This is a genomic window from Rhizobium sp. R86522 (genome assembly GCF_042466255.1).
Taxonomy (GTDB): Bacteria; Pseudomonadota; Alphaproteobacteria; order Rhizobiales; family Rhizobiaceae; genus Allorhizobium.
In genome coordinates this window covers 1,744,046-1,766,857 of the sequence record NZ_JAXHBX010000001.1, presented here as the reverse complement: position 1 = coordinate 1,766,857, position 22,812 = coordinate 1,744,046, and the positions used below count along the sequence as shown (strand labels likewise).

20 protein-coding genes and 1 tRNA gene are annotated in these 22,812 nt (G+C 61.8%); 14 read left to right on the top strand and 7 right to left on the bottom strand.

The genetic code is table 11. The features are described from left to right. Nucleotides 1–133: 133 nt before the first annotated feature. The 4 genes from cobI to SJY08_RS08415 all read left to right on the top strand — a co-directional run bounded on the left by cobI (nt 134) and on the right by SJY08_RS08415 (nt 4,544). Nucleotides 134–874: a precorrin-2 C(20)-methyltransferase gene (gene cobI, locus SJY08_RS08430; RefSeq protein ID WP_377275292.1), complete on the top strand. Its 741-nt coding sequence runs from the start codon at nt 134–136 to the stop codon at nt 872–874. Beyond that, on the top strand, nt 871–2,712 hold the full coding sequence (gene cobJ, locus SJY08_RS08425) for a precorrin-3B C(17)-methyltransferase (RefSeq protein ID WP_377275291.1): 1,842 nt from the start codon (nt 871–873) through the stop codon (nt 2,710–2,712). The genes cobI and cobJ overlap by 4 nt, the downstream gene beginning before the upstream one ends. After that, complete coding sequence (cobM, locus tag SJY08_RS08420; RefSeq protein WP_069041479.1) at nt 2,709–3,488, top strand: precorrin-4 C(11)-methyltransferase; 780 nt, start codon at nt 2,709–2,711, stop codon at nt 3,486–3,488. Before cobJ ends, cobM begins: the two co-directional genes overlap by 4 nt. Before the next feature lie 90 nt (nt 3,489–3,578). Further along, nucleotides 3,579–4,544 carry a nucleoside hydrolase gene (locus SJY08_RS08415; RefSeq protein ID WP_069041478.1) on the top strand — a complete coding sequence of 322 codons (966 nt, stop codon included), beginning with the start codon at nt 3,579–3,581 and terminating at the stop codon, nt 4,542–4,544. Nucleotides 4,545–4,634: 90 nt separating this feature from the next. Here the strand turns inward: SJY08_RS08415 and SJY08_RS08410 are convergent, their stop codons facing one another. Then, nucleotides 4,635–4,781, bottom strand: a complete 147-nt coding sequence (locus SJY08_RS08410; protein WP_006728511.1) for a DUF1127 domain-containing protein — start codon at nt 4,779–4,781, stop codon at nt 4,635–4,637. A gap of 574 nt (nt 4,782–5,355) precedes the next feature. Between SJY08_RS08410 and SJY08_RS08405 the strand changes: the two genes are divergently transcribed. The 5 genes from SJY08_RS08405 (at nt 5,356) to SJY08_RS08385 (ending at nt 9,761) form a co-directional block, all read left to right on the top strand. After that, nucleotides 5,356–6,465 carry a DUF2157 domain-containing protein gene (locus tag SJY08_RS08405; RefSeq protein WP_377275290.1) on the top strand — a complete coding sequence of 370 codons (1,110 nt, stop codon included), beginning with the start codon at nt 5,356–5,358 and terminating at the stop codon, nt 6,463–6,465. Beyond that, nucleotides 6,462–7,037: a GDYXXLXY domain-containing protein gene (locus SJY08_RS08400; protein WP_069041476.1), complete on the top strand. Its 576-nt coding sequence runs from the start codon at nt 6,462–6,464 to the stop codon at nt 7,035–7,037. The genes SJY08_RS08405 and SJY08_RS08400 overlap by 4 nt, the downstream gene beginning before the upstream one ends. Nucleotides 7,038–7,186: 149 nt before the next feature. Further along, a tRNA-Leu gene (locus tag SJY08_RS08395) sits at nt 7,187–7,271 on the top strand. 184 nt (nt 7,272–7,455) lie between these two features. Then, entirely contained in the window at nt 7,456–8,934 is a 1,479-nt protein-coding gene (tig, locus tag SJY08_RS08390) for a trigger factor (RefSeq protein ID WP_377275289.1), read from the top strand. A gap of 77 nt (nt 8,935–9,011) precedes the next feature. Beyond that, nucleotides 9,012–9,761 (top strand): MBL fold metallo-hydrolase, encoded by a 750-nt coding sequence (locus tag SJY08_RS08385; RefSeq protein WP_377275288.1) that lies wholly within the window; start codon nt 9,012–9,014, stop codon nt 9,759–9,761. A gap of 8 nt (nt 9,762–9,769) precedes the next feature. Here the strand turns inward: SJY08_RS08385 and SJY08_RS08380 are convergent, their stop codons facing one another. From SJY08_RS08380 to SJY08_RS08355, 6 genes are all read right to left on the bottom strand, one after another. Beyond that, a complete protein-coding gene (locus SJY08_RS08380; protein WP_377275287.1) occupies nt 9,770–10,984 on the bottom strand; it encodes an MFS transporter in 1,215 nt (404 codons plus the stop codon). Nucleotides 10,985–11,079: 95 nt separating this feature from the next. Continuing rightward, nucleotides 11,080–12,504 (bottom strand): Si-specific NAD(P)(+) transhydrogenase, encoded by a 1,425-nt coding sequence (gene sthA / locus SJY08_RS08375; protein WP_054150215.1) that lies wholly within the window; start codon nt 12,502–12,504, stop codon nt 11,080–11,082. Nucleotides 12,505–12,643: 139 nt separating this feature from the next. Further along, nucleotides 12,644–13,510: a DNA repair protein RadC gene (gene radC, locus SJY08_RS08370; protein ID WP_153762114.1), complete on the bottom strand. Its 867-nt coding sequence runs from the start codon at nt 13,508–13,510 to the stop codon at nt 12,644–12,646. Nucleotides 13,511–13,624: 114 nt separating this feature from the next. After that, nucleotides 13,625–14,449 (bottom strand): type I methionyl aminopeptidase, encoded by an 825-nt coding sequence (gene map / locus SJY08_RS08365; RefSeq protein WP_377275286.1) that lies wholly within the window; start codon nt 14,447–14,449, stop codon nt 13,625–13,627. 41 nt (nt 14,450–14,490) lie between these two features. Continuing rightward, entirely contained in the window at nt 14,491–15,210 is a 720-nt protein-coding gene (gene sfsA, locus SJY08_RS08360; protein WP_377275285.1) for a DNA/RNA nuclease SfsA, read from the bottom strand. A gap of 18 nt (nt 15,211–15,228) precedes the next feature. Next, nucleotides 15,229–17,061 carry a PHA/PHB synthase family protein gene (locus SJY08_RS08355; RefSeq protein ID WP_377275284.1) on the bottom strand — a complete coding sequence of 611 codons (1,833 nt, stop codon included), beginning with the start codon at nt 17,059–17,061 and terminating at the stop codon, nt 15,229–15,231. 160 nt (nt 17,062–17,221) lie between these two features. On the opposite strand from SJY08_RS08355, the gene SJY08_RS08350 reads away from it, so the two are divergent. The 5 genes from SJY08_RS08350 (at nt 17,222) to recJ (ending at nt 22,792) form a co-directional block, all read left to right on the top strand. Beyond that, complete coding sequence (locus tag SJY08_RS08350; RefSeq protein ID WP_236759309.1) at nt 17,222–17,632, top strand: SHOCT domain-containing protein; 411 nt, start codon at nt 17,222–17,224, stop codon at nt 17,630–17,632. A gap of 229 nt (nt 17,633–17,861) precedes the next feature. Then, the gene (locus SJY08_RS08345) at nt 17,862–19,079 is read left to right on the top strand and encodes an LL-diaminopimelate aminotransferase (RefSeq protein ID WP_054150219.1); all 1,218 of its coding nucleotides are present in this window, start codon (nt 17,862–17,864) and stop codon (nt 19,077–19,079) included. 72 nt (nt 19,080–19,151) lie between these two features. Continuing rightward, complete coding sequence (locus tag SJY08_RS08340) at nt 19,152–20,471, top strand: homoserine dehydrogenase (protein ID WP_377275283.1); 1,320 nt, start codon at nt 19,152–19,154, stop codon at nt 20,469–20,471. Between the two features lie 167 nt (nt 20,472–20,638). Then, nucleotides 20,639–20,848 (top strand): hypothetical protein, encoded by a 210-nt coding sequence (locus SJY08_RS08335; RefSeq protein WP_377275282.1) that lies wholly within the window; start codon nt 20,639–20,641, stop codon nt 20,846–20,848. Nucleotides 20,849–20,986: 138 nt separating this feature from the next. Then, nucleotides 20,987–22,792, top strand: coding sequence for a single-stranded-DNA-specific exonuclease RecJ (gene recJ, locus SJY08_RS08330; protein ID WP_377275281.1), 1,806 nt, complete (start codon nt 20,987–20,989; stop codon nt 22,790–22,792). Nucleotides 22,793–22,812: the final 20 nt, after the last annotated feature.

Below are 22,812 nucleotides of genomic sequence, written 5' to 3'. Positions count from 1 at the left end.
CCCTTCGGGCACCTTCTCCCCGCAGGCGGGGAGAAGGCCATCGTGGCCGACGTCGTGCCGCCTGCTCCCCGTTCACGGGGAGAAGGTCCCGGCAGGGGGATGAGGGACACGTAGGCATTCAGGAGCAGTCCACATGACCGGTAAACTCTACGGCCTCGGCCTCGGCCCCGGCGATCCGGAGCTGCTGACGCTGAAGGCACATCGCATCCTGACGAGCTGCCCTGTCGTCGCCTATCCGGCGCCCGATACCGGCCCGAGCTTTGCCCGTCAGATCGCGGCTCCGTATCTGACCGCCGCTCAGTTGGAAGTACCGATCATCGTGCCGATGCGGGTCGAACGCTTTCCGGCCCAGGACATCTACACGAAGGCAGCCGAGACGCTGTCGCATCATCTCGACGCAGGCTCCGATGTCGCGGTCCTCTGCGAGGGGGACCCCTTCTTCTACGGCTCATTCATGTATCTTTTCGAGCGGCTCGCCGATCGTTATCCGACAGAGGTCGTGCCCGGCGTTTCCTCGATGATGGCGGCTGCCGCTGGTCTCGGACGGCCGCTTGCTGCCCGCAACGATGTGCTGACCGTGCTGCCAGGACCTCTCTCGGATCAAGAGTTAGCAGCTCGCATCGAGACCTCCGGCGCCGTCGCGATCATCAAGCTCGGCCGGCATTTCGCCCGTATCCGTGCGCTGATCGAAAGCCTCGGACTGACGGCGCAGGCCGGCTATGCGGAGCGGGTCAGCCTTGCCGAACAGAAGCTCACGCCGCTGGCCGACGTGGCAGAGGACACCGCCCCCTATTTCTCGATGATCCTGATCTACAAGGGTGACGAGCGCTGGCATCCGGCACTTGCTAAAAAGCTTGGAAGCGGAGCCGCATGACGCCTGTCCTCGCATCCCCGGCCAAGCCCGTGGTCGTCATCCTAAGTGCATCAGCCGCTTCGCTGGGTCGCCGCATTGCAGCGGACATCGGCGGTGAACTGCATGGTGCTGCCGCCCGGGTCGAGGAGGCAGATCTGCGCTTTGCATCTGCCAAAGATCACGTCCAGACGCTGTTTGCCGCCGGTCGACCGATTATTGCCGTAATGGCCGCTGGCGCGCTGATCCGGCTCCTCGCGCCGCTCCTGTCCGACAAACATGCGGAACCGCCGGTGCTTGCCGTCGCCGAGGATGGTTCCTCCGTTGTGCCGCTGCTCGGCGGCCACCATGGCGCCAATGACCTCGCTCGACAAATTGCGACCGCCATCGGTGCCCATGCCGCCATCACGACAGCCGGCGATCTCAAGTTCGGGTTAGCACTTGACCAGCCACCGGAAGGTTATGTGCTGGTCAATCCCGAGAGCGCCAAGCTGGTGATGGCCGAGCTCGTGGTCGGCGCTGGCGCCCGGCTCGAGGGTGAAACCGCCGCCTGGCTCACTCAATCAAGACTTCCATTTCAGCAAGAGGCCCGTGTGACGCTCTCCGTGACCGACCAACAGAAGACCGCAGGCGAGCTCGAACTCGTCTATCACCCCAAGACGCTGGTGCTCGGCATGGGCTGCGAGCGGCATGCAAAGCCGGAAGAGGCCATCGCGCTTGCCGAGGAAGCGCTCGCAAAGGGTGGTTTCGCGCGGGAAAGCCTGGCGGCCGTCTGCTCGATCGACCTGAAGGCGGATGAGACGGCGATCCATGCGGTGGCCGCCCATTTCGGCGTGCCGGCCCGCTTCTTCAGCGCAGCCGCGCTCGAAGCCGAGGCACCGCGTCTGAAGAACCCGTCTGAGGTCGTCTTTGCCGAAGTCGGCTGCCACGGTGTGGCCGAAGGGGCAGCGCTTGCGGCCGTCGGCGCGTCTGGCGAACTCGTTGTCGAGAAGATCAAATCCAAGGGGGCCACAGCCGCGATTGCGAGGGCTGCTGATATCATTGACCCGAAGACAACAGGCCGTGCTCGAGGCACGCTCTTCGTCGTCGGTATCGGCCCGGGCTCGGAAGGCTGGCGGTCGCCCGAGGTGTCGCGCATGGTTGCGGCCTCCACCGATCTCATAGGGTATTCGCTCTATCTCGACCTGCTCGGTCCGCTCGCCGATGGCAAGACCCGCCACGATTTCGATCTCGGCAAGGAAGAAGCCCGCGTCGTGCATGCCATGGAGCTGGCCGGTGAGGGAAAGACGGTGGCCCTGGTCTGCTCCGGCGATGCGGGCATCTATGCCATGGCGACGCTGGTCTTCGAACTCTTCGACAAGGGCGGCATCACCGATGGCGCGAGCCGCATCGAAGTGCAGGTCTCGCCCGGTATTTCCGCGCTGCAGGCCGCTGCTGCCCGGATCGGCGCGCCGCTCGGCCACGACTTCTGCACCATCTCGCTGTCCGACCTTCTGACCCCCTGGGAACATATCCAGCGCCGGGTCAAGGCGGCGGGCGAGGGCGATTTCGTCATCGCCTTCTACAATCCCGTATCGATGAAACGCCGCACGCAGCTCGCTTATGCCCGCGACGAGTTGTTGAAATATCGCCCGGCCACGACCCCCGTAATCCTCGCCACCAATCTTGGCCGCGAGGGCGAAAACGTGCGCACCGTGCCGCTTGGCGAATTGAACGTCGACGATGTCGACATGCTGACCGTCGTGGTGGTCGGCTCGTCCGAGAGCCGGACTGTGACGACCGGCGACGGCAAGACCTGGGTCTACACGCCGCGTGGTTATTCGGGCAAGGCAGACAGTGGCATGAAGGGAATTGAAGCATGACCGTCTATTTCATCGGCGCCGGCCCCGGAGCCCCCGATCTGATCACTGTGCGCGGCCTGCGGCTCATCGAGCGCTGCCCGGTCTGCCTCTATGCCGGCTCGCTGGTGCCGGAGGAGATCGTCGCGGCGGCACCCGAGGATGCGATCGTCAAGGATACGGCGCCCATGCATCTCGACGAGATCGTCGCAGATATGGTGTCCGCCCATGCGCGCGGCGAGGATGTAGCCCGTGTGCATTCCGGCGATCCCTCGATCTATGGCGCGATCGCCGAACAGATGCGCCGTCTTGATGCGCTGGGTATTCCCTATGACGTCGTCCCCGGCGTGCCGGCCTTTGCTGCGACGGCAGCGCGGTTGAAGACCGAATTGACCCTGCCGGAGATCGCCCAGACGGTCATCGTCACCCGCACCGAGATGAAGGCATCGTCCATGCCGGAATTCGAAACGCTGGAGATCCTCGGCAAATCCCGGGCTACGCTTGCGATCCACCTTTCGATCCGCAATCTCGCACATATCCGGGACACACTGACCCCCTATTACGGCGAGGATTGCCCCGTGGTGATCGCCTATCGCTCCACCTGGCCAGACGAACTCTTCATCCGCACGACCCTGAAGGACATGGCGGAAGAGGTACGCAAGGCGAAGATCACGCGGACCGCACTGGTGCTGGTCGGCAAGGTCTTCGGTCATGTCGAATTCCGCGACAGCGATCTCTACAATTCGGATTTCAGCCATGTCTTGAGAAACGTCGGCAAAAAGAAGAAGGCAGCCGGCTGATACCCGGTCTTCCCGCCGTCACGCTTCAGGTCTATCGTCCGACGCGCTCGGCGGACGCCGAACAACAACAACAAAAAAAGGATTTCTTCCATGCACAAGGTCATCTTCGATACGGATCCCGGCGTCGACGACGCCATGGCGCTCCTCTTCCTGCACCATCATCCGGAGATCGACCTCCTCGGTATCACCACCGTGTTCGGAAATGCCGAGATCGACATCACGACCCGCAACGCGCTGTACCTGAAGCGTGAATGGAAGATCGATGCCCCCGTTTCACGCGGCGCCGGCGAAACCTTCATTCCGCATCGCGTCAGCCACGAGCCGCCGAAATTCATCCATGGCGATGACGGGCTCGGCAACATCGGCGTGCCCGAGGTGACGGACGTCCATCCCGATCCGCGTCCAGCCCACCGCTTCATCGTCGAAACGGTCCGTGCCAATCCGGGCGAGGTGACGATCGTTGCCGTTGGCCGCATGACCAATCTCGCCAATGCGCTGAAAGAAGACCCCGAGATCGTCAATCTGGTGAAGGAGATCGTCATCATGGGCGGCGCCTTCGACGTCAACGGCAACGTGACGCCGGCGGCCGAAGCCAACATCCACGGTGACCCGGAAGCGGCAGACGTGGTGATGACCGCAAGGTGGCCTGTGGTGGTCGTCGGCCTGGATGTCACCATGCAGACGGTGATGACGCGTTCGCAGCTCGCCGACATCAGGGACGCCGCCGGCACCAGCCGCGCGCGCCTGCTCTTCGACCTCTCGCAGTTCTACATCGATTTCTACGAGGGCCTGGTCGATGACGGCATGGTCGTGCATGACAGCTGCGCCTGCGTCTATGTCGTCGCACCGGAACTCTTCAAGACCCGCAGCGGCGTCATCCGTGTGGTCTGCGGCGGCATTGCCGATGGCCAGACGATCCAGAAGCCGGATGGTCGCGGATTCGGTCCCTCCGACTGGGATGGTGACCTGCCGAGCCAGAAGATCTGCACCGAGATCGATGCGCCGGCTGTATTGAAGCTGATCCACGATGTGATCGTGGCCGTCCGCGAAGACTGAGCAGCAGCGCCGAGCAGACAAAGAAAAACCCCGGATCTGGGAGGAGATCCGGGGTTTTTCTATTTGGGATCCGACCGAAGCCGGGACCAATCAGCCGTTGACGGCGTGACGGGCAACGCGACGGATGTCTTCGCGGCCGATGCCGAGGTCACGCAGTTCGCGGTCCGACATGCGGCCGAGTTCGGTGATGGTCTGACGATACTTGCGCCAGTTGTTGAGCGAGCGAGCGATGTTCATGGGGTCTACCTCTTTGGTGGTTTGGACCCGTCTGTGGGCCCCTTCGAATTTGTTGATCTGAATATATGCTGCAATGCGAAATCATTGAAGACATAATGCGGCAGAGCACCCATGCGCTCTACGCATATCGATCGATTTAACCCATTGTTAACTGGTGATTTTTTGTGCGTTTGCCTCAGATCCCATCTTGCATTGCATTCGTGCAGGTCACGCGGCAGCCCGCAACGCAAGGCAGTCAGAAGTGGGGGGAGAAGACAAAAAAATAACGCTCACCGGGGGAGGAGGTCCGGTGAGCGTCATTTTTGCAGACCAACGACTGGGAGGAGGAGTGTCGTTGGCCAATCGATCCCGCTCTGGGAGGAGGAGTGAGCGGGTCGAAGAAGAAGCGCCAGAAGTTCCGTCGCTCTGTTGAGAATGAATATAGGCGACACGTACGACTTTGTGCAGTGCAAAAAGAGCATGGAAGGCATGCGGTTATTGCATGGGCGGCTGGCCTCGTTGCTCCCTGTGCCTTGCGGCTTGTTTTTCTACCTGTGTCGTTTCAGATTGCCTTCGAATTCAAGGGGGCAGGCAGATGTACAGAGGCAGGTTGAAACGCGACCTCGACGACTGGGTCAAGCGGGGGCTGATCGACGCCGCCGCGGCCGCAAGGCTGCTCGATGACGTGGATCGCCGCGGCTCGGGCTTCAGCATCGGGTCGATCCTGTCGATGTTCGCAGCTGTCCTGATCGCGGCCTCTCTGTTGATGCTGATCGCGGCCAACTGGGAACTGATTCCCCGACTGATCAAGGTCGCCGGCATCATCGGTCTGATCTGGATCTTTCATCTGGCGGCACTGCTTGCCAGGAGCCGCGGCGCCGACCGCATTGCGGCGGCCTCCCTTGTTCTGGGGTCTGCGGCCTTCGGTGGGGCGATCGCGCTGATCGGCCAGCTGTATCACCTCTCGGGCGATACCTTTTCAGCCATGTTCCTGTGGTTTTCGGTGACCGCCGTTTCGGCGGCCCTTTTCCGGTCGGGCGCGCTGACCGTGGTGACCGGTGTGCTCGCACTCGTCACTTTCGGCGGCGGTTTCGACAGTTTCGGTTGGGATGTCGGTAGCCATGGCCTTTGGGCCTGGTGGCCGCCATTCGGTGCGGCCTTGGTCTTTGGCCTGTCGCGCTGGACGGCCCCGAACCGAGCCAAGCATTTCGGCTACATGCTTCTCCTCGCCTGGATCTGGTGGATGGTCATACTTGAGCGGGGCGAGCTCCACGCCCTCGTCGTGGCCGTCGTCGCGACGCTTCTCTTCCTGTCACTGACGCTGCCGCGTTCGCCTCTGGTGGACCTGCATCGCAGGCTCGGCGCGTCTGCGAGCTTCTATACCCTGATCATAGCGATGAGCGGCTTCGCCTATGCGCAGGGAAGTGCCGTGGATGCGGTGTCTATCGCCGTGCTCGGCATCATCATTTTGGCGCTCTCGATTGCCGCCATCGCCCTGGATGGTCGTGACAATGGCGCGGTGCGTTTGCTTGCCTACGGGGCATTCGCGGCGGAAATTCTCTACCTCTCCTACGAGACGATCGACAGCATTCTCGGCACGTCCGCCTTCTTCCTCCTCTCCGGTCTCGTGGTTGCGGTACTTGCCTTCGTGGTCATCCGCCTCGAGAAGCGCTTCTCCCGTCCTGCCGCAGAGGTGAAGTCATGATCGCTGCCAAACCCTTTGCCGCCGCTGCACTCGTCGTCGCACTCCTGCAGACGGCGATCCTCGGCTATATGATAGAGGGACGCGCGGGCATCCTGAGATCGGGAACAGAAGTGCTGTTGAAGACGGCGCCTGTCGACCCGCGTGATCTGCTGCGCGGCGACTATGTCATCCTCACCTATGACATCTCGACCATCTCAACGACCTCGGTCACCGGTCAGAAACCCGAAACTGGCGACGCTGAGCGGTTGCATGTCCGCCTGAAGCCGGGCACGGACGGATACTGGATTGTCTCGGAGGCATCCTTCGATCCGCTTCAGGCTGAAGAGGGTAGCGTGATCCTGCTTTCGATGCCTGTCACGATTTACGACTGGGAGTGGCAGAACGCGGGCAACCTGACGGTCTCCTACGGGATCGAGCGCTACTACGTGCCGGAAGGCGAGGGCAAGCCGATCGAAGATGGTCGGAACCAGGGCCGGGTTTCGGTCGCGGTTCGTATCTCGGAGACGGGGCAGGCACAGATTCGCGCCCTGATGCTCGACGGCGAGCCACTCTACGAGGAGCCGCTTTACTGAACCGCGCCACTTGCCTGCTGCAATGCCTGTGAAGTGGGTCGCGAGCGCCCTGCAATCCTGTCATTTTTCCTTTGCGTGCGGGAAAACGGGTGTTATAGAGACGCGCGCTCCGGAGGGGCCATGCGCGAATGCGACATGCGCTTTTGGACGCGGGTATGGTGAAATTGGTAGACACGCCAGATTTAGGTTCTGGTGCCGCAAGGCGTGGGAGTTCAAGTCTCTCTACCCGCACCAGCTAAGCCGCGCGGGATCGACGAGAGAACACCGAGGTGTGGCTCCTGTCAGTCCGGCGCCGTTTTGCTTGGCAGATTGTTGACGAATTGCGACGCAGCCACGTCCGGGAAAATCAATTCCGGCGTCGTGCTCAGGGAAAACACCGGCTGTCCGAGCACGGCCGCCACGACATGAAGGTAAGAACATGCAGGTTATCGAAACGCTCGCTGAAGGGCTGAAGCGCGAAATCAAGGTCATCATTCCGGCCAAGGACATGGAACAGCGCATGAATGAGCGCCTGGCCGATGTGAAGGACAAGGTCCGCATCAACGGCTTCCGTCCGGGCAAGGTGCCGACCTCCCATGTCAAGAAGATGTACGGCAAGTCGATCATGGCCGAACTCGTCAACGAGATCATCCGTGACAAGCCGTCGGCGATCCTGTCGGAGCGCGGCGAAAAGTCGGCGACCCAGCCGGAAATCGTCATGACCGAGGACGAGAAGGAAGCGGAAAAGATCCTGTCGGCCCAGGCTGACCTGGAGTTCACGCTGTCTTACGAAATCATCCCGGCGATCGAACTGAAGTCGGTCGATGGCATCAAGGTGACCCGCGAAGTCGTTGAAGTCTCTGAAGACGAGATCAACGAGCAGATCGAAAAGATCGCTGAGAGCGCCCGCACCTTCGAAGCGAAGAAGGGCAAGGCCGCTGATGGCGACCGCGTCACCATGGATTACCTCGGCAAGGTCGATGGCGAAGCCTTCGACGGCGGCAAGGACGAAGACGCAGAGCTGGTCATCGGCTCGAACCGCTTCATCCCGGGCTTTGAAGAGCAGCTGGTTGGCCTGAAGGCTGGTGACGAAAAGGTCATCACCGTAACCTTCCCGGCCGAATACCCGGCAGCCAACCTCGCTGGCAAGGAAGCTACCTTCGACATCACCGTCAAGGAAGTCGCAAGCCCGGCCAAGACCGAAATCAATGACGAACTGGCCACCAAGCTCGGCGTCGAATTGGTCGAGAAGCTGAAGGAAATCGTCCGCGGCCAGATCGAAAGCCAGTACGGCAACGTCACCCGCCAGAAGGTCAAGCGTCAGATCCTCGACCAGCTGGACGAGCTCTACAAGTTCGAGTCGCCCTCGAAGCTCGTCGATGCCGAGTTCGAGAACATCTGGCGCCAGATCAACACCGATCTCGCCCAGTCCGGCAAGACGTTTGCTGACGAAGACACGACCGAAGAAGCTGCCCGCGACGAATACCGCGCGCTTGCCGAGCGTCGCGTTCGTCTCGGCCTCGTTCTCTCCGAAATCGGCGAAAAGGCCGGCATTGAAGTGACCGAAGAAGAAATGCAGCGTTCGCTCTTCGCTCAGCTGCAGCAGTTCCCGGGCCAGGAAAAGCAGATCCTCGACTTCTTCCGCAACACGCCGGGTGCAGCCGCTTCCCTGCGCGCACCGATCTTCGAAGAGAAGGTCATCGACAAGCTGCTGGCTGAAGTCTCCGTCACCGACAAGACCGTGAGCAAGGACGAGCTCCTCGCTGACGACGCCGAAGAAGGCGACAAGCCGGCCAAGAAGGCTGCTCCGAAGAAGAAGGCTGCTGCCAAGGCTGAAGACGCTGCTGAAGGCGACGACGCTGCCCCGAAGAAGAAGGCAGCCCCGAAGAAGAAGGCCGCCGAAGGCGACGCCGAGTAATCTTCGTGCCTTCTTGAACTTGAGAGAAAGCCGTCCTTCTGGGCGGCTTTTTCGTCTTTAAGCGATGGAGACGGGGCATGCAGATCAGGCTAATTCGCAGTGCGACGCTCACTGTCGATGTGGCTGGCAGCCGGCTGCTCATCGATCCCTGGCTTGCGGCCAAGGGCGAAGGGCGCAGCTATTCCGGCCGCGCCACATCACCGCTCGTAGACCTGCCTCTGGCGGTCGAAGAACTGCTGGATGGCATCGATGCGGTCCTGATTTCGCATCTCCATTCCGACCATTTTGACGAAGCGGCACAACGGGCGCTGCCGAAGTCGATGCCGATCCTCTGCCATAGTCGCGATCAGGCGGCGATCATGGCGATGGGTTTCGAGGACGTCCGATCAATCGGGCAGGGGCTCGCGCTTGGTTCGGTCCAGATCCGCACGACGGATGGCCAACACGGCCCGCCGGAGGTTCTTAACGACATGGGGGAGGTCTCGGGTTTTCTGATCGAGGCGCGAGGTGAGCCGATCCTCTACTGGGCGGGTGACACGATCCTGTGCCCTGAGGTGGCGGCCGTACTGGCCGATGAAAAGCCTGATGTCGTCGTGGTGCATGGTTGTGGAGCGCTCTGGCATGGCAAAGGGCCCATAGTGATGGACGCGGCCATGGTGCGGGAGACGCTGCGTCTCGCCGGTGCTGCAATCGTCCTCGTAACCCACCTGGACGCCGTTGATCATGCGACGGTCTCGCGCGCCGATATCCGTTCCATGAGGGATCGTCAGACACAAGGCGCAGAACGGCTCCGGATCCTTGAGGACGGAGAAACGCTGAACCTTTGACAGGACCCTCAGGTGAGCCTGATGCGATCCTTATCGATGGCAAGAAGCCCCGCGACGCCGGCAACGGCGAGCCCGAGCCCGAGCCCGAGCAAGGCGGTTCCGGAGTAGCCGAAGAAGTGTGCGCCGATCGCGAAGGTGCTGGCGGCGACCGCGTTTCCGAGGAAGGAGTTGATCGGCATGAAGGCGGTACCGAGACCCGGGCGAGTCGGAAAGAGCTCCTGGAAATAGGTGATCGGCAGGGAGAGGAGCCCGGCAGCCGCAGCCGCGCCCGGCACGGCGAGGGCATAGAAATGCCAGGGCGCCGTCGCAAAGGCGAAACCGACCATATGCAAGCCGTAGAGCAGCGCCGACACGATGATCAGCATGAGCAGGCTGACGCGCTTGAGAAGTATGGCCGCGACCAGCATGAACGGGATCTCGATGAATGCGACGAGGGCGGCGATAAAGCCGACATCCCGTGTGGAGCCGCCGAGTTCAAGCGTGAGAATCAGGGGCCAGATCATCATCGCCAGTCGCGTGATTCCGGTGACTGCGGCCATTGCGATCATGCGGATCAGCATCTCGGCTCGCACGAGTTCGCGCAAGGCTTCGAAGAATGCGGCACCGCTGGTGCCGGTGGCTGGTGTTGCGGCCTTCGGAGGCGAAAGAACGAGAAGTGATGCCAACACAATCAAAAGCGTGCAGGCGGCGGCCGCACCCCAAGCGCCGATCATGTTGGCCGATTGCGATAAGGCCAGGCCAAGCACGGCAGGCATCACCACCCAGGACATAGACATGAAGGAGCGCACCACCGTGTTGACCGCGGCTGCGTCACGCTGAGACAGGGCGGAGGTCTCGATCCGTGCAGAGGCGAAGAGCAGCGAGTGCACAGCCTGGGCGAAGGGAATGACGAGCGCGGTCGCAACAACGAAGACGGTGACAGAAGGGAACAGGAATATGGCGCCGTAGCCGATCGTGCCCGCAAACGCGAGAACAGCGATCATTTTCCGCTTGTCGCCCATGCCGTCGGAAAGGATGCCGAGCGAAACGCTGATCGAAACGGTCATGATCGAGGCGACCACCGTCAGCGCGGAATAGGCCTGATCGCTCATGCCGAGCGCACCGATGGCGGTCACACCCAGATAGGGCAGGGTCGAGCCATAAGCGCAGCCCTGCACGAAGATCATGATGGACAGAATGACCAGTTGCGGACGGTCAGCAATCTGGCGAAGGGAGGAGGACATGGCCGACTCGGGGGCAACTATGAGGAGGTCGCCTGCTTAGCAGCCGATCAGCGCTACGTCTCGTGCCAGATCTGACCCGTTGCCCCGTCCGGCAGTCATTCCGCCGCGCGTCGTTCGATCTTCTCCACCTTCAACTCGCCCATCCGGTTCCAGGCATCGAGGCCGGCGATCTTGTAGGCTTCGGCCAGCGTCGGATAGTTGAAGGTGTTCTCGACGAAATATTCGACGGTACCTTTGAGATTGAGCACCGCCTGGCCGATATGCACAAGTTCGGTGGCTCCTTCGCCGACAATGTGCACGCCGAGAAGACGACGGGTCTTCAGCGAGAAGATCATCTTCAGCATGCCGCTGTCGAGACCCATGATATGGCCGCGCGACGTCTCGCGGAAATGCGCGATCCCGGTTTCATAGGGAATGCTGCGCTGAATGACCTCTTCCTCCGTCAGACCGCAGGTCGAGATCTCAGGCACGGCATAGATGCCATAGGGGAAGAACTGTGGCGGTTCATGAGATGGCGCGCCGACGGCATGGCGAGCCGCGATCCGGCCCTGCTCCATCGATGTCGAGGCGAGCGACGGGAAGCCGACCACGTCACCGGCCGCATAGATAGTGGGGACGGCGGTCTGGAATGTCTCGGGGTTGACCTTTAGCCGACCGCGATTGTCGGCTTCCAGCCCTGCGGCTTCCAGGTTCAGCGAATCGACTGCGCCGACGCGACCGGCAGCGAAAAGGACCATTTCGGCGGTCAGAACACGCCCGTTCTTCAGCGTCACGCGGCACTTGCCGTCGACCTTCTCTACACCCTCGACCGTCTGACCGAAGATCAGCTTCATGTTCCGGTCGCGCAGTTGGTAGGTGAAGTCCTCGACGATCTCCTTGTCGATGAAATCGAGCATGGTGTCGCGCGGTTCGACGACGGTCACGACCGTATCGAGCGCCGAGAAGATCGTCGCGTATTCGATGCCGATGACACCTGCACCAATCACGATCATCGAGCGTGGCAGTTCCTTGATCTCGAGGATCTCGTCGCTGTCGATAATGCTGACACCGTCGAAGGGGATATGCGAGGGCTTGAAGGGGCGCGTGCCGACGGCGAGCAGGACCGAGGCGGCCTGCACCTGCAGCACTTCGCCATCTTCCTTGGTCACCTCGATCGTATGCGCATCGATGAAACGCGCCGTGCCGCGCATCTGCTGCACGCGGTTACGCGAAAACTGGTGTTCGAGCACCTCGACCTCGTGGTCGAGCGTGATGAGCAGGCGGCGACGCAGGTCGTCGGCGTTGATTTCCTGCTTCACACGGTAGCTGCGGCCGTAGAAGCCTCGTTCGCGCCAGCCTGTGAGGTTGAGAGCAGTTTCGCGCAGTGTCTTCGAGGGAATGGTTCCGGTATGGACCGACACGCCACCAACGCGCGTGCCCTTCTCGATGACGAGAACTTTCTTTTCCAGCTTGGCCGCCTGGATCGCCGCTCTGCGTCCGGCTGGTCCGCTGCCAATCACGACGAAGTCATACTGGTTCATGAGATGCCTCTGATTTGCCTGCCGCCATGCTGCAGTGCACATTATCAAGAAGCAGTATGACAGGGCAACGTCACCGTTTCGTTATCGCCGACCCACAGATGAGGCTTTCGGTCACCCAAGATGGGGGGAACCGTCATGTTCAGATCAGCCGCAGGCCCTTCAGGCTGGCATGGCCATCCTTGCCGATGATGATGTGGTCATGCACGGTGATACCCAATGGCTTGGCGGTCTCGACAATGGTTCGTGTCATGTCGATATCCGCCCGCGAGGGTGTCGGGTCGCCACTCGGATGGTTGTGGACCAGGATGATGGCGGTCGCGGACAGTTCGAGCGCCCGTTTGACCACCTCGCGCGGATAGACCGGCGTGTGATCGACCGTTCCGCGGCCCTGGATCTCGTCAGCAATCAACACGTTGCGCTTGTCGAGGAAAAGGATGCGGAACTGCTCTGTGGTCTCATAGGCCATGGCGGCATGGCAATAGTCGATGACTGACGACCAGGAAGACAGAACCTGCTTTTCGCGAAGCTCGCTCTTCAGCATGCGCTGGGCAACATTGGCGATCAGCTTCAGATCGAGCGCCACTGTCTCGCCAACCCCCTTCACCTCCTGCAGCAGCGCGGGAGGCGCACCGAGCACGCCGGCGAGTGTCTGGAAACGGGCAAGCAGTGCTTTCGCGATCGGCTTGGTGTCGCGGCGCGGGATCAGCCGGAAAAGCAGCAGTTCGAGGATCTCGTAATCTGCTAGTGCCGTCTCGCCTCCCTCGCGAAAGCGGCTGCGCAATCTTTCCCTGTGCCCCAGATAATGGGCCTCTGGCGGCATTGCGGCGCGTGTCGATGCGGCCTTGGCAATGGTGTTTTCTCTTGCTGGCTGCTCTGCGAAGAAGCTGCGCTCGTCGGCTTCATCATGGGGCAGCTGTCGACCGGAGCCGAAGAGGTCGCTGACCTGTTGTGCGGCTGCGCTTTCATGGCGCAGGGATTCACCTGAGAACGGAAACTTGCTCGTCATGCCACCCAATCCTGACCCTCATGGTCGAGCGGCTGATCCGCCGCAAGGATATAGTGACACGACTGCCGCCGTGCGCAAGTTCAAGTTGCGGCAGGTCGTATTGACGCGCGTCTGTCAGCCGAGGCCCGGACGGTCGAGACCGGCAGGCGAGAGGGTGAAGATCTCGCAGCCATTGGCGGTCACGCCGACCGTATGCTCGTATTGCGCCGTCAGCGACCGGTCGCGGGTGACGGCGGTCCAGCCGTCCGAGAGTACCTTCACATGCGGCTTGCCGAGATTGATCATCGGCTCGATGGTGAAGATCATACCCTCGCGCAATTCCGGGCCCTCGTTCGCCTTGCCGTAATGCAGGATGTTCGGGCTGTCGTGGAAGAGAAGCCCGACCCCATGGCCGCAGAAGTCGCGCACCACCGAGCAGCGTTCTGCCTCGGCATAGGTCTGGATCGCCTCGCCGATGGCACCGGTACGGGCACCGGGGCGCACGGCTGCGATGCCGCGCATCAGGCATTCATAGGTGACTTCCATCAGCCGCTCGGCGGCACGCTTGACCTGGCCGACGGGATACATGCGGCTCGAATCGCCGTGCCAGCCATCGAGCAGGTAGGTCACGTCGATATTGACGATATCGCCGTCACGCAGCGGCTTGTCGTCGGGCATGCCGTGACAGACGACGTGGTTGATCGAGGTGCAGACCGAATACTTATAACCGCGATAGTTCAGTGTCGCGGGCAGGGCACCGTGATCGGCACCGAACTCGAAGACGAACTTGTCGATGGCGGCTGTCGTCACGCCAGGCTTGACCATTGGCACGAGCGCGTCGAGGCAGCGGGCGGTCAACTGGCAGGCGCGGCGCATGCCTTCGAAGTCGTCTGCGCCGTAGAGGCGGATCGCGCCGGTGTTCTTGAGCGGTGCCGTCGCCGCGTCGATATAGGTGACCATGGGGTGGCTTTCGCAAGTTCTAATCTAGGAGCTTTGGCCGTTCATAAACGACCAAACCCGTCTTCGTCTATCCGGATGAGGCTTTCAGGCACGATTTTGCCCGGTTCGAGGTGGCAGCGAACGGCATAGGCCTCCACACCGCGAGCGATTGCACGGGCGAAGGCGCGGCCATAACCAGGGTCGAGATCCGAGCAGATTTTCAAGCGGTCGCAATCGGCGCGCTGGATCACGAAAAGCATGGCCGCACGCCGGCCAGTCTGAACAAGGTCCCCCATTTCGTCGAGGTGCTTGGCGCCGCGGGTCGTCACGCTGTCGGGAAACTCCGCAAGCCCTGCCTCTCGGATGAAATGCACGTTCTTCACCTCGACATGCACGCTGCCCTTGGTCGTGTCCTCCAGCAGGATGTCGATCCGCGAATTGCGGCCGTAACGCTGCTCGCGCTTCAGGGAGGAAAAGCCTGACAGTTCCGGCACAAGCCCGGCCAGGATCGCTTCCTCCGCGAGCCGGTTCGGCATGGCGGTGTTGACCCCGACCACAGTCCCGTCTGCCTCGACAAGTTCGAGGGCGTGAGCATATTTGCGCGTCGCGGCTTCGTGCTGCGAGAGCCAGATCCGCGATCCCGGTTCCGTCAGCCCGCGCATCGAGCCCGTGTTCGGGCAGAACCCGGTGACTTCAGTGCCATCTTCCAGCAGCGCATCGAAGAGGAAACGCTTGTAGCGGCGCACCAGCCGCGCAGGGATGAGGGGCGGGGAGAAGATCATCCTGTGATGGCGCTGCACTCAGACGCGGGCAAGCACATAACGTCCGGGCGCGTCCGCAATCGCATTCAAGGCATCGCCACCCGGCTTGCGGGCCGGAACGCGTTCGTCGGCAAGCTTTTCGATCCAGATCTGCCAGTGAGGCCACCAGGAACCGGATGTCTCCTTGGCATTCGCCATCCAGTCTTCGTAGGTTCCCACAACCTTGCCATTGGTCCAGTACTGGTACTTCTGCTTGTCCGGCGGATTGACGACGCCGGCGATATGGCCCGAGCCTGAGACGACGAAATCGACCGGACCACCAAAGAGGCTGCTTCCCACGAAGACTGACTTCGCAGGCGCGATATGATCTTCCTTGGTGGCCAGATTGTAGATCGGGATCTTCACGTCCTTCAGCGACAGCGTTTTGCCGGCGAGCTGCATCTTGCCCTGGCTCAGCGTGTTGTTGAGGTAGCAGTTGCGCAGATAGAAGGAGTGGTTTGCAGCTGCCATCCGGGTCGAATCGGAGTTCCAGTAGAGAAGATCGAAGGGCATTGGATCCTGGCCCTTCAGGTAGTTGTTGACGAAATAGGGCCAGATCAGCTCGGAGGAGCGCAGCATGTTGAAGGCCGCTGCCATTTTCGAACCGTCGAGATAGCCCGTGGACTTCATTTTCTCTTCGAGGCCCGACAGTTGCTCCTCGTCGACGAAGACCTTGAGGTCACCGGCATAGGTGAAGTCGACCTGGGTGGTGAACAGCGTGGCACTGGCGATCCGCTTGTTCTTCTCCTGGGCGTGAAGAGCCAGAGCCGCCGCAAGCAGCGTGCCACCGACGCAGTAGCCGATGGCGTTGACTTCTTTTTCCCCCGTCGCCTTCTCCACCGTGTCGAGCGCAAAATCGACGCCCTCGCGGATATAGGCTTCCCAGTCCTTGGTCGCATGGCGCTCGTCCGGATTGACCCAGGAGATCACGAAGACCGTGTGGCCCTGGTCAACGCACCACTTGATGAAGCTTTTCTGCGGGTTGAGATCGAGAATGTAGAACTTGTTGATCCAGGGTGGGCAGATGAGGAGAGGGCGCTTCAGCACCGTCTCGGTCGTCGCGTCATACTGGATGACCTCGCAGACGTCGCTCTGCGCGATCACCTTTCCCGGCGTGATCGCCATGTTCTCGCCGACGGCAAACTTGCTCGTGTCTGTCTGCCGGATCCTGAGATCTCCACCCCCGGCCGCTATGTCCTCGGCGAGCATCTGCATGCCCTTGACGAGATTTGCGCCGCTGCTCTGCACCGTCTCCTTGTAGAGTTGCGGATTGGTCGCGACGAAATTGGCGGGAGAGAGTGCGGCCGTGATCTGCCGCATGTAGAAATTGGCCTTGTGCCGCGTATGCTCGTCGAGTCCGCCGGCGTCATTGACCATCTTTTCGGCCCACTGGGTCAAGACGACATAGGTCTGGCGGAGGAAATCGAAGAACGGATTGCGCTCCCAATCCTCGTCGGAGAAGCGCTTGTCCTTGGGCAGCGGATCGGCGAGCGGCTGCTCCGGTGTGGCGAACCGCGCCAGCGAGCGGCTCCAGACGACGAAGACCGCATTGAGCAGGTGGGTCTGCGCTTCGAGCGTCCGTTTCGGGTCGGACATCCAGTATTCCGCCACCTTGCCCATGATCTTCACAAGCTCGGCCATCGGCTCGGAAACGGGATCGACGATTTCGCCAGTTTCACGAGGTTTGAGCCAAGCGGATGCGGCTCTGCCAAGGTTCTCAAGCGCCTTGGCGGCATTCACGGCGAATGCCTGCGGATCTTTGATGATATAGGGCTCGATCAGCTTCGGATCGAACGCGGCACTCGCTTCGGCTTCTTCCCGCGTCCTGTCCATGCCATCCTCCCCAGGATTGTTCTGGTGTCTTTTGTGTTTGCCTATCCTGCATGAAAACGACTACAAGTTCCAGCTGTTGGCGCATAGTCTTTCGATGAGGATCGACGGTTGCGCCCTTGAGGAATGTCAGTTTTCCGCGCAGATGCGGGCGGTCGGGGCCATGGTGCACAAGAAGTTCAGTCTCTCGGGTCATTCTCTGCAGGCGCTGGTCCTGGCCTTCGTCGCGCTTATGGCGGGCACGGGCTGCCAGTCTTCTGCGCCAGCGACGACGCAAGTCGCGGCGGTGCCGACAGCGCTCGAAGTCAATGTCGAGGATCCCGACAACCCGGACGCGCCACAAGCCCGTCCGACCTATGCCGACGGCTATCCGAATTTTGCCGGCTCGCTCAATGCCGCGAATGTCCAGTTGAGCAATGAAGAGGCGACCGCGCTGCAGGCCCAGCTGAGCTCGCTAGGCGCTGCCCGTCAGGCCGGCACGATCACCGAAGCGGCATACCAGGCAAGACTGGCTGAACTGCGCAATCTCGCAGCCCAGCACGGGCCCGAAACGCAGGCTCAGATCGCCAATTAAGGCTTGCGCTGGCGGCGTTTTTTTCGCAAAGCAACCGAAGCGTTTTTGACATAAAATTTCGTCGGCGATTCAGGCTTCACGCCGGATTTGCGACAAAATTTCCTGCGAGCGCTCTGATTGGGATATCATCACGTGCATTCGGTTCTGCGGTTCGTTGCGGAGCGCGTGGTCACTGGGAAAACGAGCGCGCCTGCCGCGGTTATGATCCGCGCGGTTTCAGGGGTTGAAGATGGAAGAGTTTCACAAAGTCCGGCGCCTGCCGCCCTATGTTTTCGAACAGGTCAACCGTTTGAAGGCGAGCGCGCGAGCCGGTGGCGCCGACATCATCGACCTCGGCATGGGCAATCCCGATCTTCCGACCCCGCAGGCGATCGTCGACAAGCTTTGCGAAGTGGTCCAGGACCCGCGCACCCATCGTTACTCCTCGTCCAAGGGCATCCCGGGCCTGCGCCGCGCGCAAGCCGCTTATTATGCCCGTCGCTTCAATGTGAAGCTCAATCCCGATACGCAGGTCGTGGCGACGCTGGGTTCCAAGGAAGGCTTCGCCAACATGGCGCAGGCGATCACCGCGCCGGGTGATGTCATCCTCTGCCCCAACCCGACCTATCCTATCCATGCCTTCGGCTTCCTGATGACCGGCGGCGTGATCCGTTCGATCTCGATCGAGCCGGACGAGACCTTCTTCCCGCCGCTCGAGCGCGCCGTGAAGCACTCGATCCCGAAGCCGCTGGCGCTGATCATCAACTATCCGTCCAACCCGACGGCCCGCGTCGCGAGCCTCGACTTCTACAAGGACGTCATCGCATTCGCGAAGAAGCACGACATCATCGTGCTCTCTGACCTCGCCTATTCGGAAATCTACTTCGACGGCAATCCGCCTCCATCAGTGCTTGAAGTGCCCGGCGCCATGGACTGCACCGTCGAATTCACCTCGATGTCGAAGACCTTCTCCATGCCCGGCTGGCGCATGGGCTTTGCCGTCGGCAACGAACGTCTGATCTCGGCGCTGACGCGGGTCAAGTCCTATCTCGACTACGGCGCGTTTACGCCGATCCAGGTCGCCGCGACCCACGCCCTGAATGGCGACGGCTCCGACATCGCGGAAGTCCGCAGCGTCTACCATCGCCGCCGCGACGTGATGGTCGAAAGCTTCGGCAAGGCCGGCTTTGAAGTGCCGCCACCGGCTGCCACCATGTTCGCCTGGGCGAAGATCCCGGAAAAATTCCGTCATCTCGGTTCGCTGGAGTTCTCCAAGCTGCTGGTAGAAAAGGCCGATGTGGCCGTTGCCCCCGGCATCGGCTTCGGTGAAATGGGCGACGAATATGTGCGCCTCGCCCTCGTCGAGAACGAGCACCGCATCCGTCAGGCCGCCCGCAACATCAAGAAGTTCCTGTCGACGGCCGACGAGACGATGCACAACGTGATTTCGCTCAACGCCCACCGTTGAGCCCCGCGTTGATCCAAAGGCGGTCCCGTCAGGACCGCCTCACTTCCTTTTCGATGACGTCAGGAATGCCTCATGGCGAATGCCCTTAAAATCGGCGTGGCGGGTCTCGGCACCGTCGGTGCCTCGCTTGTCCGTATCCTCCAGACCCGCGCCGATGCGCTTGCCGTTGCCTGCGGGCGCCCGATTGCCGTGACGGCCGTCTCTGCCCGCGACGCGTCGAAGGATCGCGGCATCCAGATGGACGGCATTGACTGGTATGCCGATGCTGTGGAGATGGCGAAGGAAGCCGATATCGAGGTCTTCGTCGAACTCGTTGGTGGCTCCGAAGGGGCAGCCGAAGACTTGGTCCGTGCAGCGCTTGGACGCGGTCTGCATGTCGTGACGGCCAACAAGGCGCTCCTGTCGCGTCATGGCGTGGAGCTGGCCAAACTCGCCGAGGAAAAAGGTCGCCTTCTGAACTACGAGGCAGCCGTCGCCGGCGGCATTCCCGTCATCAAGACGCTGCGCGAATCGCTGACCGGCAACAACTTTTCCCGCATTTACGGGATCATGAACGGCACCTGCAATTACATCCTGACCCGGATGGAACGCGAGGGCCTGTCCTTTGCCGACTGCTTGAAGGAAGCCCAGCGCCTCGGTTATGCCGAAGCCGATCCGAGCTTCGACATCGAGGGCAACGATACGGCCCACAAGCTGTCGATCCTGACGACGCTTGCCTTCGGCTGCGAGATCTCGGCCGACCAGATCTACCTCGAAGGCATCACCAATATCTCGATCGAGGATATCCACGCGGCGGCCGATCTCGGCTATCGCATCAAGCTTCTCGGTGTTGCCCAGAAGACCGAAAGCGGCATCGAGCAGCGCGTCCACCCGACGATGGTGCCGCTCGATTCGGTAATTGCTCAGGTCGACGGCGTCACCAATGCAGTAGCGCTCGAATCCGACATTCTCGGCGAATTGCTGATGGTCGGCCCCGGAGCCGGTGGCAATGCGACAGCATCCGCCGTGCTCGGCGACATCACCGACATCGCCAAGAGCCGTCCGGGTGCCCAGGAAGTGCCCGTTCTCGGTCGCCCGGCCCATCTGCTGGAACCCTATCGCCAGGCCGAGATGCAGAGCCACGAAGGCGGATACTTCATCCGCCTGACCGTGCAGGACCGCACCGGCGTCTTCGCCAGCATTGCAACGAAGATGGCGGAGAACGCCATTTCGCTCGAATCGATCGTCCAGCATTCGAAGCAACCGGTAACGCCGGACCGTCCCCAGACGATTATCCTCGTGACCCACGCGACGATGGAAAGCGCCGTCCGCAAGGCCGTGGGGGCAATCAAGGGCGAGGGCTACCTGATCGGCGAGCCACAGGTGATTCGCATCGAGCGCCCCAAGACCTGAGTTCAAGAGATGCCGTTCGAGGGCCAGTCCGCCTCCGAACGGCTTGGCATAGTCTGAAACGCCATCAATCTGATGATTTCGGCCCTGCCAAAACTTACACTCTCGCCAAAAGTCTAATGCGGGCGTAATCTGCGCCCACTGTCGGGATCTTGGGGAGGAGTTCGTCGATGGCACTGGGCGAGGGGAGTGCGCTTTGGGACGACGCGGGCACTGCCCCGCCGCCGCCGAGCCGCAGCGATGAGTTTGCCATATATCAGGGCCAGGTTGAGCACGAAGGTTTGCGGGCCGCGCAGACGAAGTCCGGCTGGGGGCCGCTCTTGGCCTTTGCTGCAGTCATGGCCGTGCCCTTCGCGCTGGTCGCCTGGCTGATGGCGTGATGCGGCTGCGACCGGATTGAATGCGGCCTCCTGCCTCTGGTGATTTTTTGCGATCGGTATAGAACGGGGAGGGGCGGTTCCGCCGCCTAAGGCCCTGTCGCGCAGCCACACCTTGGCCGCGCCCCGTAAAGAGCAAGAATGTCGACCGAACCGGTAGATCCCGTCATCCGCGCCTTTCTCGGCGTTGAACAGTCAGCAAGTGGCCAGCGCTGGATGTCGCGCACGGACCAGGCAGGACAGAACAAGGCGCTGGCCATCAGCCAGCTCCACGGTATCCCCGAACTCGTCGCGCGCGTTCTGGCAGGCCGCGGTGTGGGCGTGGACGAGGCGCCGGCATTCCTTGACCCAACCATCCGCAGTCTGATGCCGGATCCCTCAAAGCTGACCGATTGCGATGCGGCGGCTGCACGCATCTTCGGCGCGATCGACCGAAAGGAACGCGTCGCCATTTTCGGCGACTATGACGTCGACGGGGCTGCTTCTTCGGCCCTCATGGCGCGGTTCCTGCACCATTTCGGTGTCGAGGCCGAGATCTACATCCCGGACCGCATTTTTGAAGGCTATGGCCCCAATGCCGCCGCCATCGACCAGTTGATCGAGCGCGGCGCCAATCTCCTGATTACCGTCGACTGCGGTTCGACCAGCATCGAAGCCCTGGGGGCTGCCGAGCGGCGCGGCGTCGACGTCGTCGTCATCGACCACCACCAGATGGGCCACGAGATGCCGGTCTGCCATGCCCTGGTCAATCCGAATCGCGAGGACGACCTTTCAGGGCAGGGCCATCTCTGTGCTGCCGGCGTCGTCTTTATGGTGCTGGTCGCGACCCTCCGCGTCCTGCGCGAGGCAGGCCATCCGCATGCGCGCTCGCTCGATCTGCTCGCATGGCTCGACCTTGTGGCGCTGGCGACCGTCTGCGATGTCGTGCCGCTCAAGGGCCTCAATCGCGCCTATGTGACGAAGGGGCTGATCGCGGCTCGCCACCAGAACAATGCCGGGCTCGCGGCCCTCCTGCGGGTGGCGGGCATCGGTGGTCCTGTGACGCCCTATCATTTCGGATTTCTTCTCGGCCCCCGAATCAATGCCGGCGGCCGAATTGGCGACGCGGCCTTGGGCAGCCGACTGCTGACGCTGGACGATGCGAGTGAGGCAGACCAGATCGCAGCCAAGCTTGACGAGCTGAATCGCGAGCGCCAGGCGATGGAAGCGGTGATGCTCGCCGAGGCAGAAGCCGAAGCCATGGCCGAATATGGGACCGGTGAAAAAGCCTCGGTCATCGTGACCGCCAAGGAGCAGTGGCATCCGGGGATTGTCGGGCTACTGGCAGCCCGCCTGAAGGAGAAGTTCAAACGCCCCGCCTTTGCGATCGCCTTCGATCCGCTCGGCAAGGGCACCGGCTCGGGACGCTCCATCAATGGCTTCGACATGGGTCGTATGGTGCGTGCAGCCGTGGACGAGGGGCTTCTGGTCAAGGGCGGTGGTCATGCCATGGCGGCGGGCCTGACGGTCGATCGTGCCAATCTCGGCCGGCTGCGCAGCTTCTTCGAGGAGCAGGCATCTTCGCAGGTCTTGGCGCTCGCGGCAAACCAGACCCTGAAGATTGATGGCGCAATCGGCGCCTCCGGTGCCACACTTGCACTGGTCGACCAGCTGGAGGCCGCCGGTCCCTATGGCTCCGGTCATCCGCAGCCGATCTTTGCCGTACCGTTGCACCGCCTGAGGGACGCCCGTCCCGTCGGCACCACCCATATCAAGATCACGCTCGAAGGCATGGACGGCAGTCGACTGGAGGGAATCGCATTCCGCGCAGCCGAAACCGATCTCGGCCATTTCCTGATGAACAATCGTGGCAACCAGGTGCATGTCGCTGGCACGTTGAGTGCTGACCATTGGCAGGGCAACAGGCGGGTGCAGTTCCGCGTCATGGACGCCGCAAAGGCGCCCTGAACGGGCTGTAGGATTGTCGT

What these genes read in the sequence shown, in the direction of transcription:
- cobI (WP_377275292.1), top strand. Translation starts at nt 134, where the DNA reads ATGACCGGTAAACTCTACGGCCTCGGCCTCGGCCCCGGCGATCCGGAG.
- cobJ (WP_377275291.1), top strand. Translation starts at nt 871, where the DNA reads ATGACGCCTGTCCTCGCATCCCCGGCCAAGCCCGTGGTCGTCATCCTA.
- cobM (WP_069041479.1), top strand. Translation starts at nt 2,709, where the DNA reads ATGACCGTCTATTTCATCGGCGCCGGCCCCGGAGCCCCCGATCTGATC.
- SJY08_RS08415 (WP_069041478.1), top strand. Translation starts at nt 3,579, where the DNA reads ATGCACAAGGTCATCTTCGATACGGATCCCGGCGTCGACGACGCCATG.
- SJY08_RS08410 (WP_006728511.1), bottom strand. Translation starts at nt 4,781, where the DNA reads ATGAACATCGCTCGCTCGCTCAACAACTGGCGCAAGTATCGTCAGACC.
- SJY08_RS08405 (WP_377275290.1), top strand. Translation starts at nt 5,356, where the DNA reads ATGTACAGAGGCAGGTTGAAACGCGACCTCGACGACTGGGTCAAGCGG.
- SJY08_RS08400 (WP_069041476.1), top strand. Translation starts at nt 6,462, where the DNA reads ATGATCGCTGCCAAACCCTTTGCCGCCGCTGCACTCGTCGTCGCACTC.
- tig (WP_377275289.1), top strand. Translation starts at nt 7,456, where the DNA reads ATGCAGGTTATCGAAACGCTCGCTGAAGGGCTGAAGCGCGAAATCAAG.
- SJY08_RS08385 (WP_377275288.1), top strand. Translation starts at nt 9,012, where the DNA reads ATGCAGATCAGGCTAATTCGCAGTGCGACGCTCACTGTCGATGTGGCT.
- SJY08_RS08380 (WP_377275287.1), bottom strand. Translation starts at nt 10,984, where the DNA reads ATGTCCTCCTCCCTTCGCCAGATTGCTGACCGTCCGCAACTGGTCATT.
- sthA (WP_054150215.1), bottom strand. Translation starts at nt 12,504, where the DNA reads ATGAACCAGTATGACTTCGTCGTGATTGGCAGCGGACCAGCCGGACGC.
- radC (WP_153762114.1), bottom strand. Translation starts at nt 13,510, where the DNA reads ATGACGAGCAAGTTTCCGTTCTCAGGTGAATCCCTGCGCCATGAAAGC.
- map (WP_377275286.1), bottom strand. Translation starts at nt 14,449, where the DNA reads ATGGTCACCTATATCGACGCGGCGACGGCACCGCTCAAGAACACCGGC.
- sfsA (WP_377275285.1), bottom strand. Translation starts at nt 15,210, where the DNA reads ATGATCTTCTCCCCGCCCCTCATCCCTGCGCGGCTGGTGCGCCGCTAC.
- SJY08_RS08355 (WP_377275284.1), bottom strand. Translation starts at nt 17,061, where the DNA reads ATGGACAGGACGCGGGAAGAAGCCGAAGCGAGTGCCGCGTTCGATCCG.
- SJY08_RS08350 (WP_236759309.1), top strand. Translation starts at nt 17,222, where the DNA reads ATGGTGCACAAGAAGTTCAGTCTCTCGGGTCATTCTCTGCAGGCGCTG.
- SJY08_RS08345 (WP_054150219.1), top strand. Translation starts at nt 17,862, where the DNA reads ATGGAAGAGTTTCACAAAGTCCGGCGCCTGCCGCCCTATGTTTTCGAA.
- SJY08_RS08340 (WP_377275283.1), top strand. Translation starts at nt 19,152, where the DNA reads ATGGCGAATGCCCTTAAAATCGGCGTGGCGGGTCTCGGCACCGTCGGT.
- SJY08_RS08335 (WP_377275282.1), top strand. Translation starts at nt 20,639, where the DNA reads ATGGCACTGGGCGAGGGGAGTGCGCTTTGGGACGACGCGGGCACTGCC.
- recJ (WP_377275281.1), top strand. Translation starts at nt 20,987, where the DNA reads ATGTCGACCGAACCGGTAGATCCCGTCATCCGCGCCTTTCTCGGCGTT.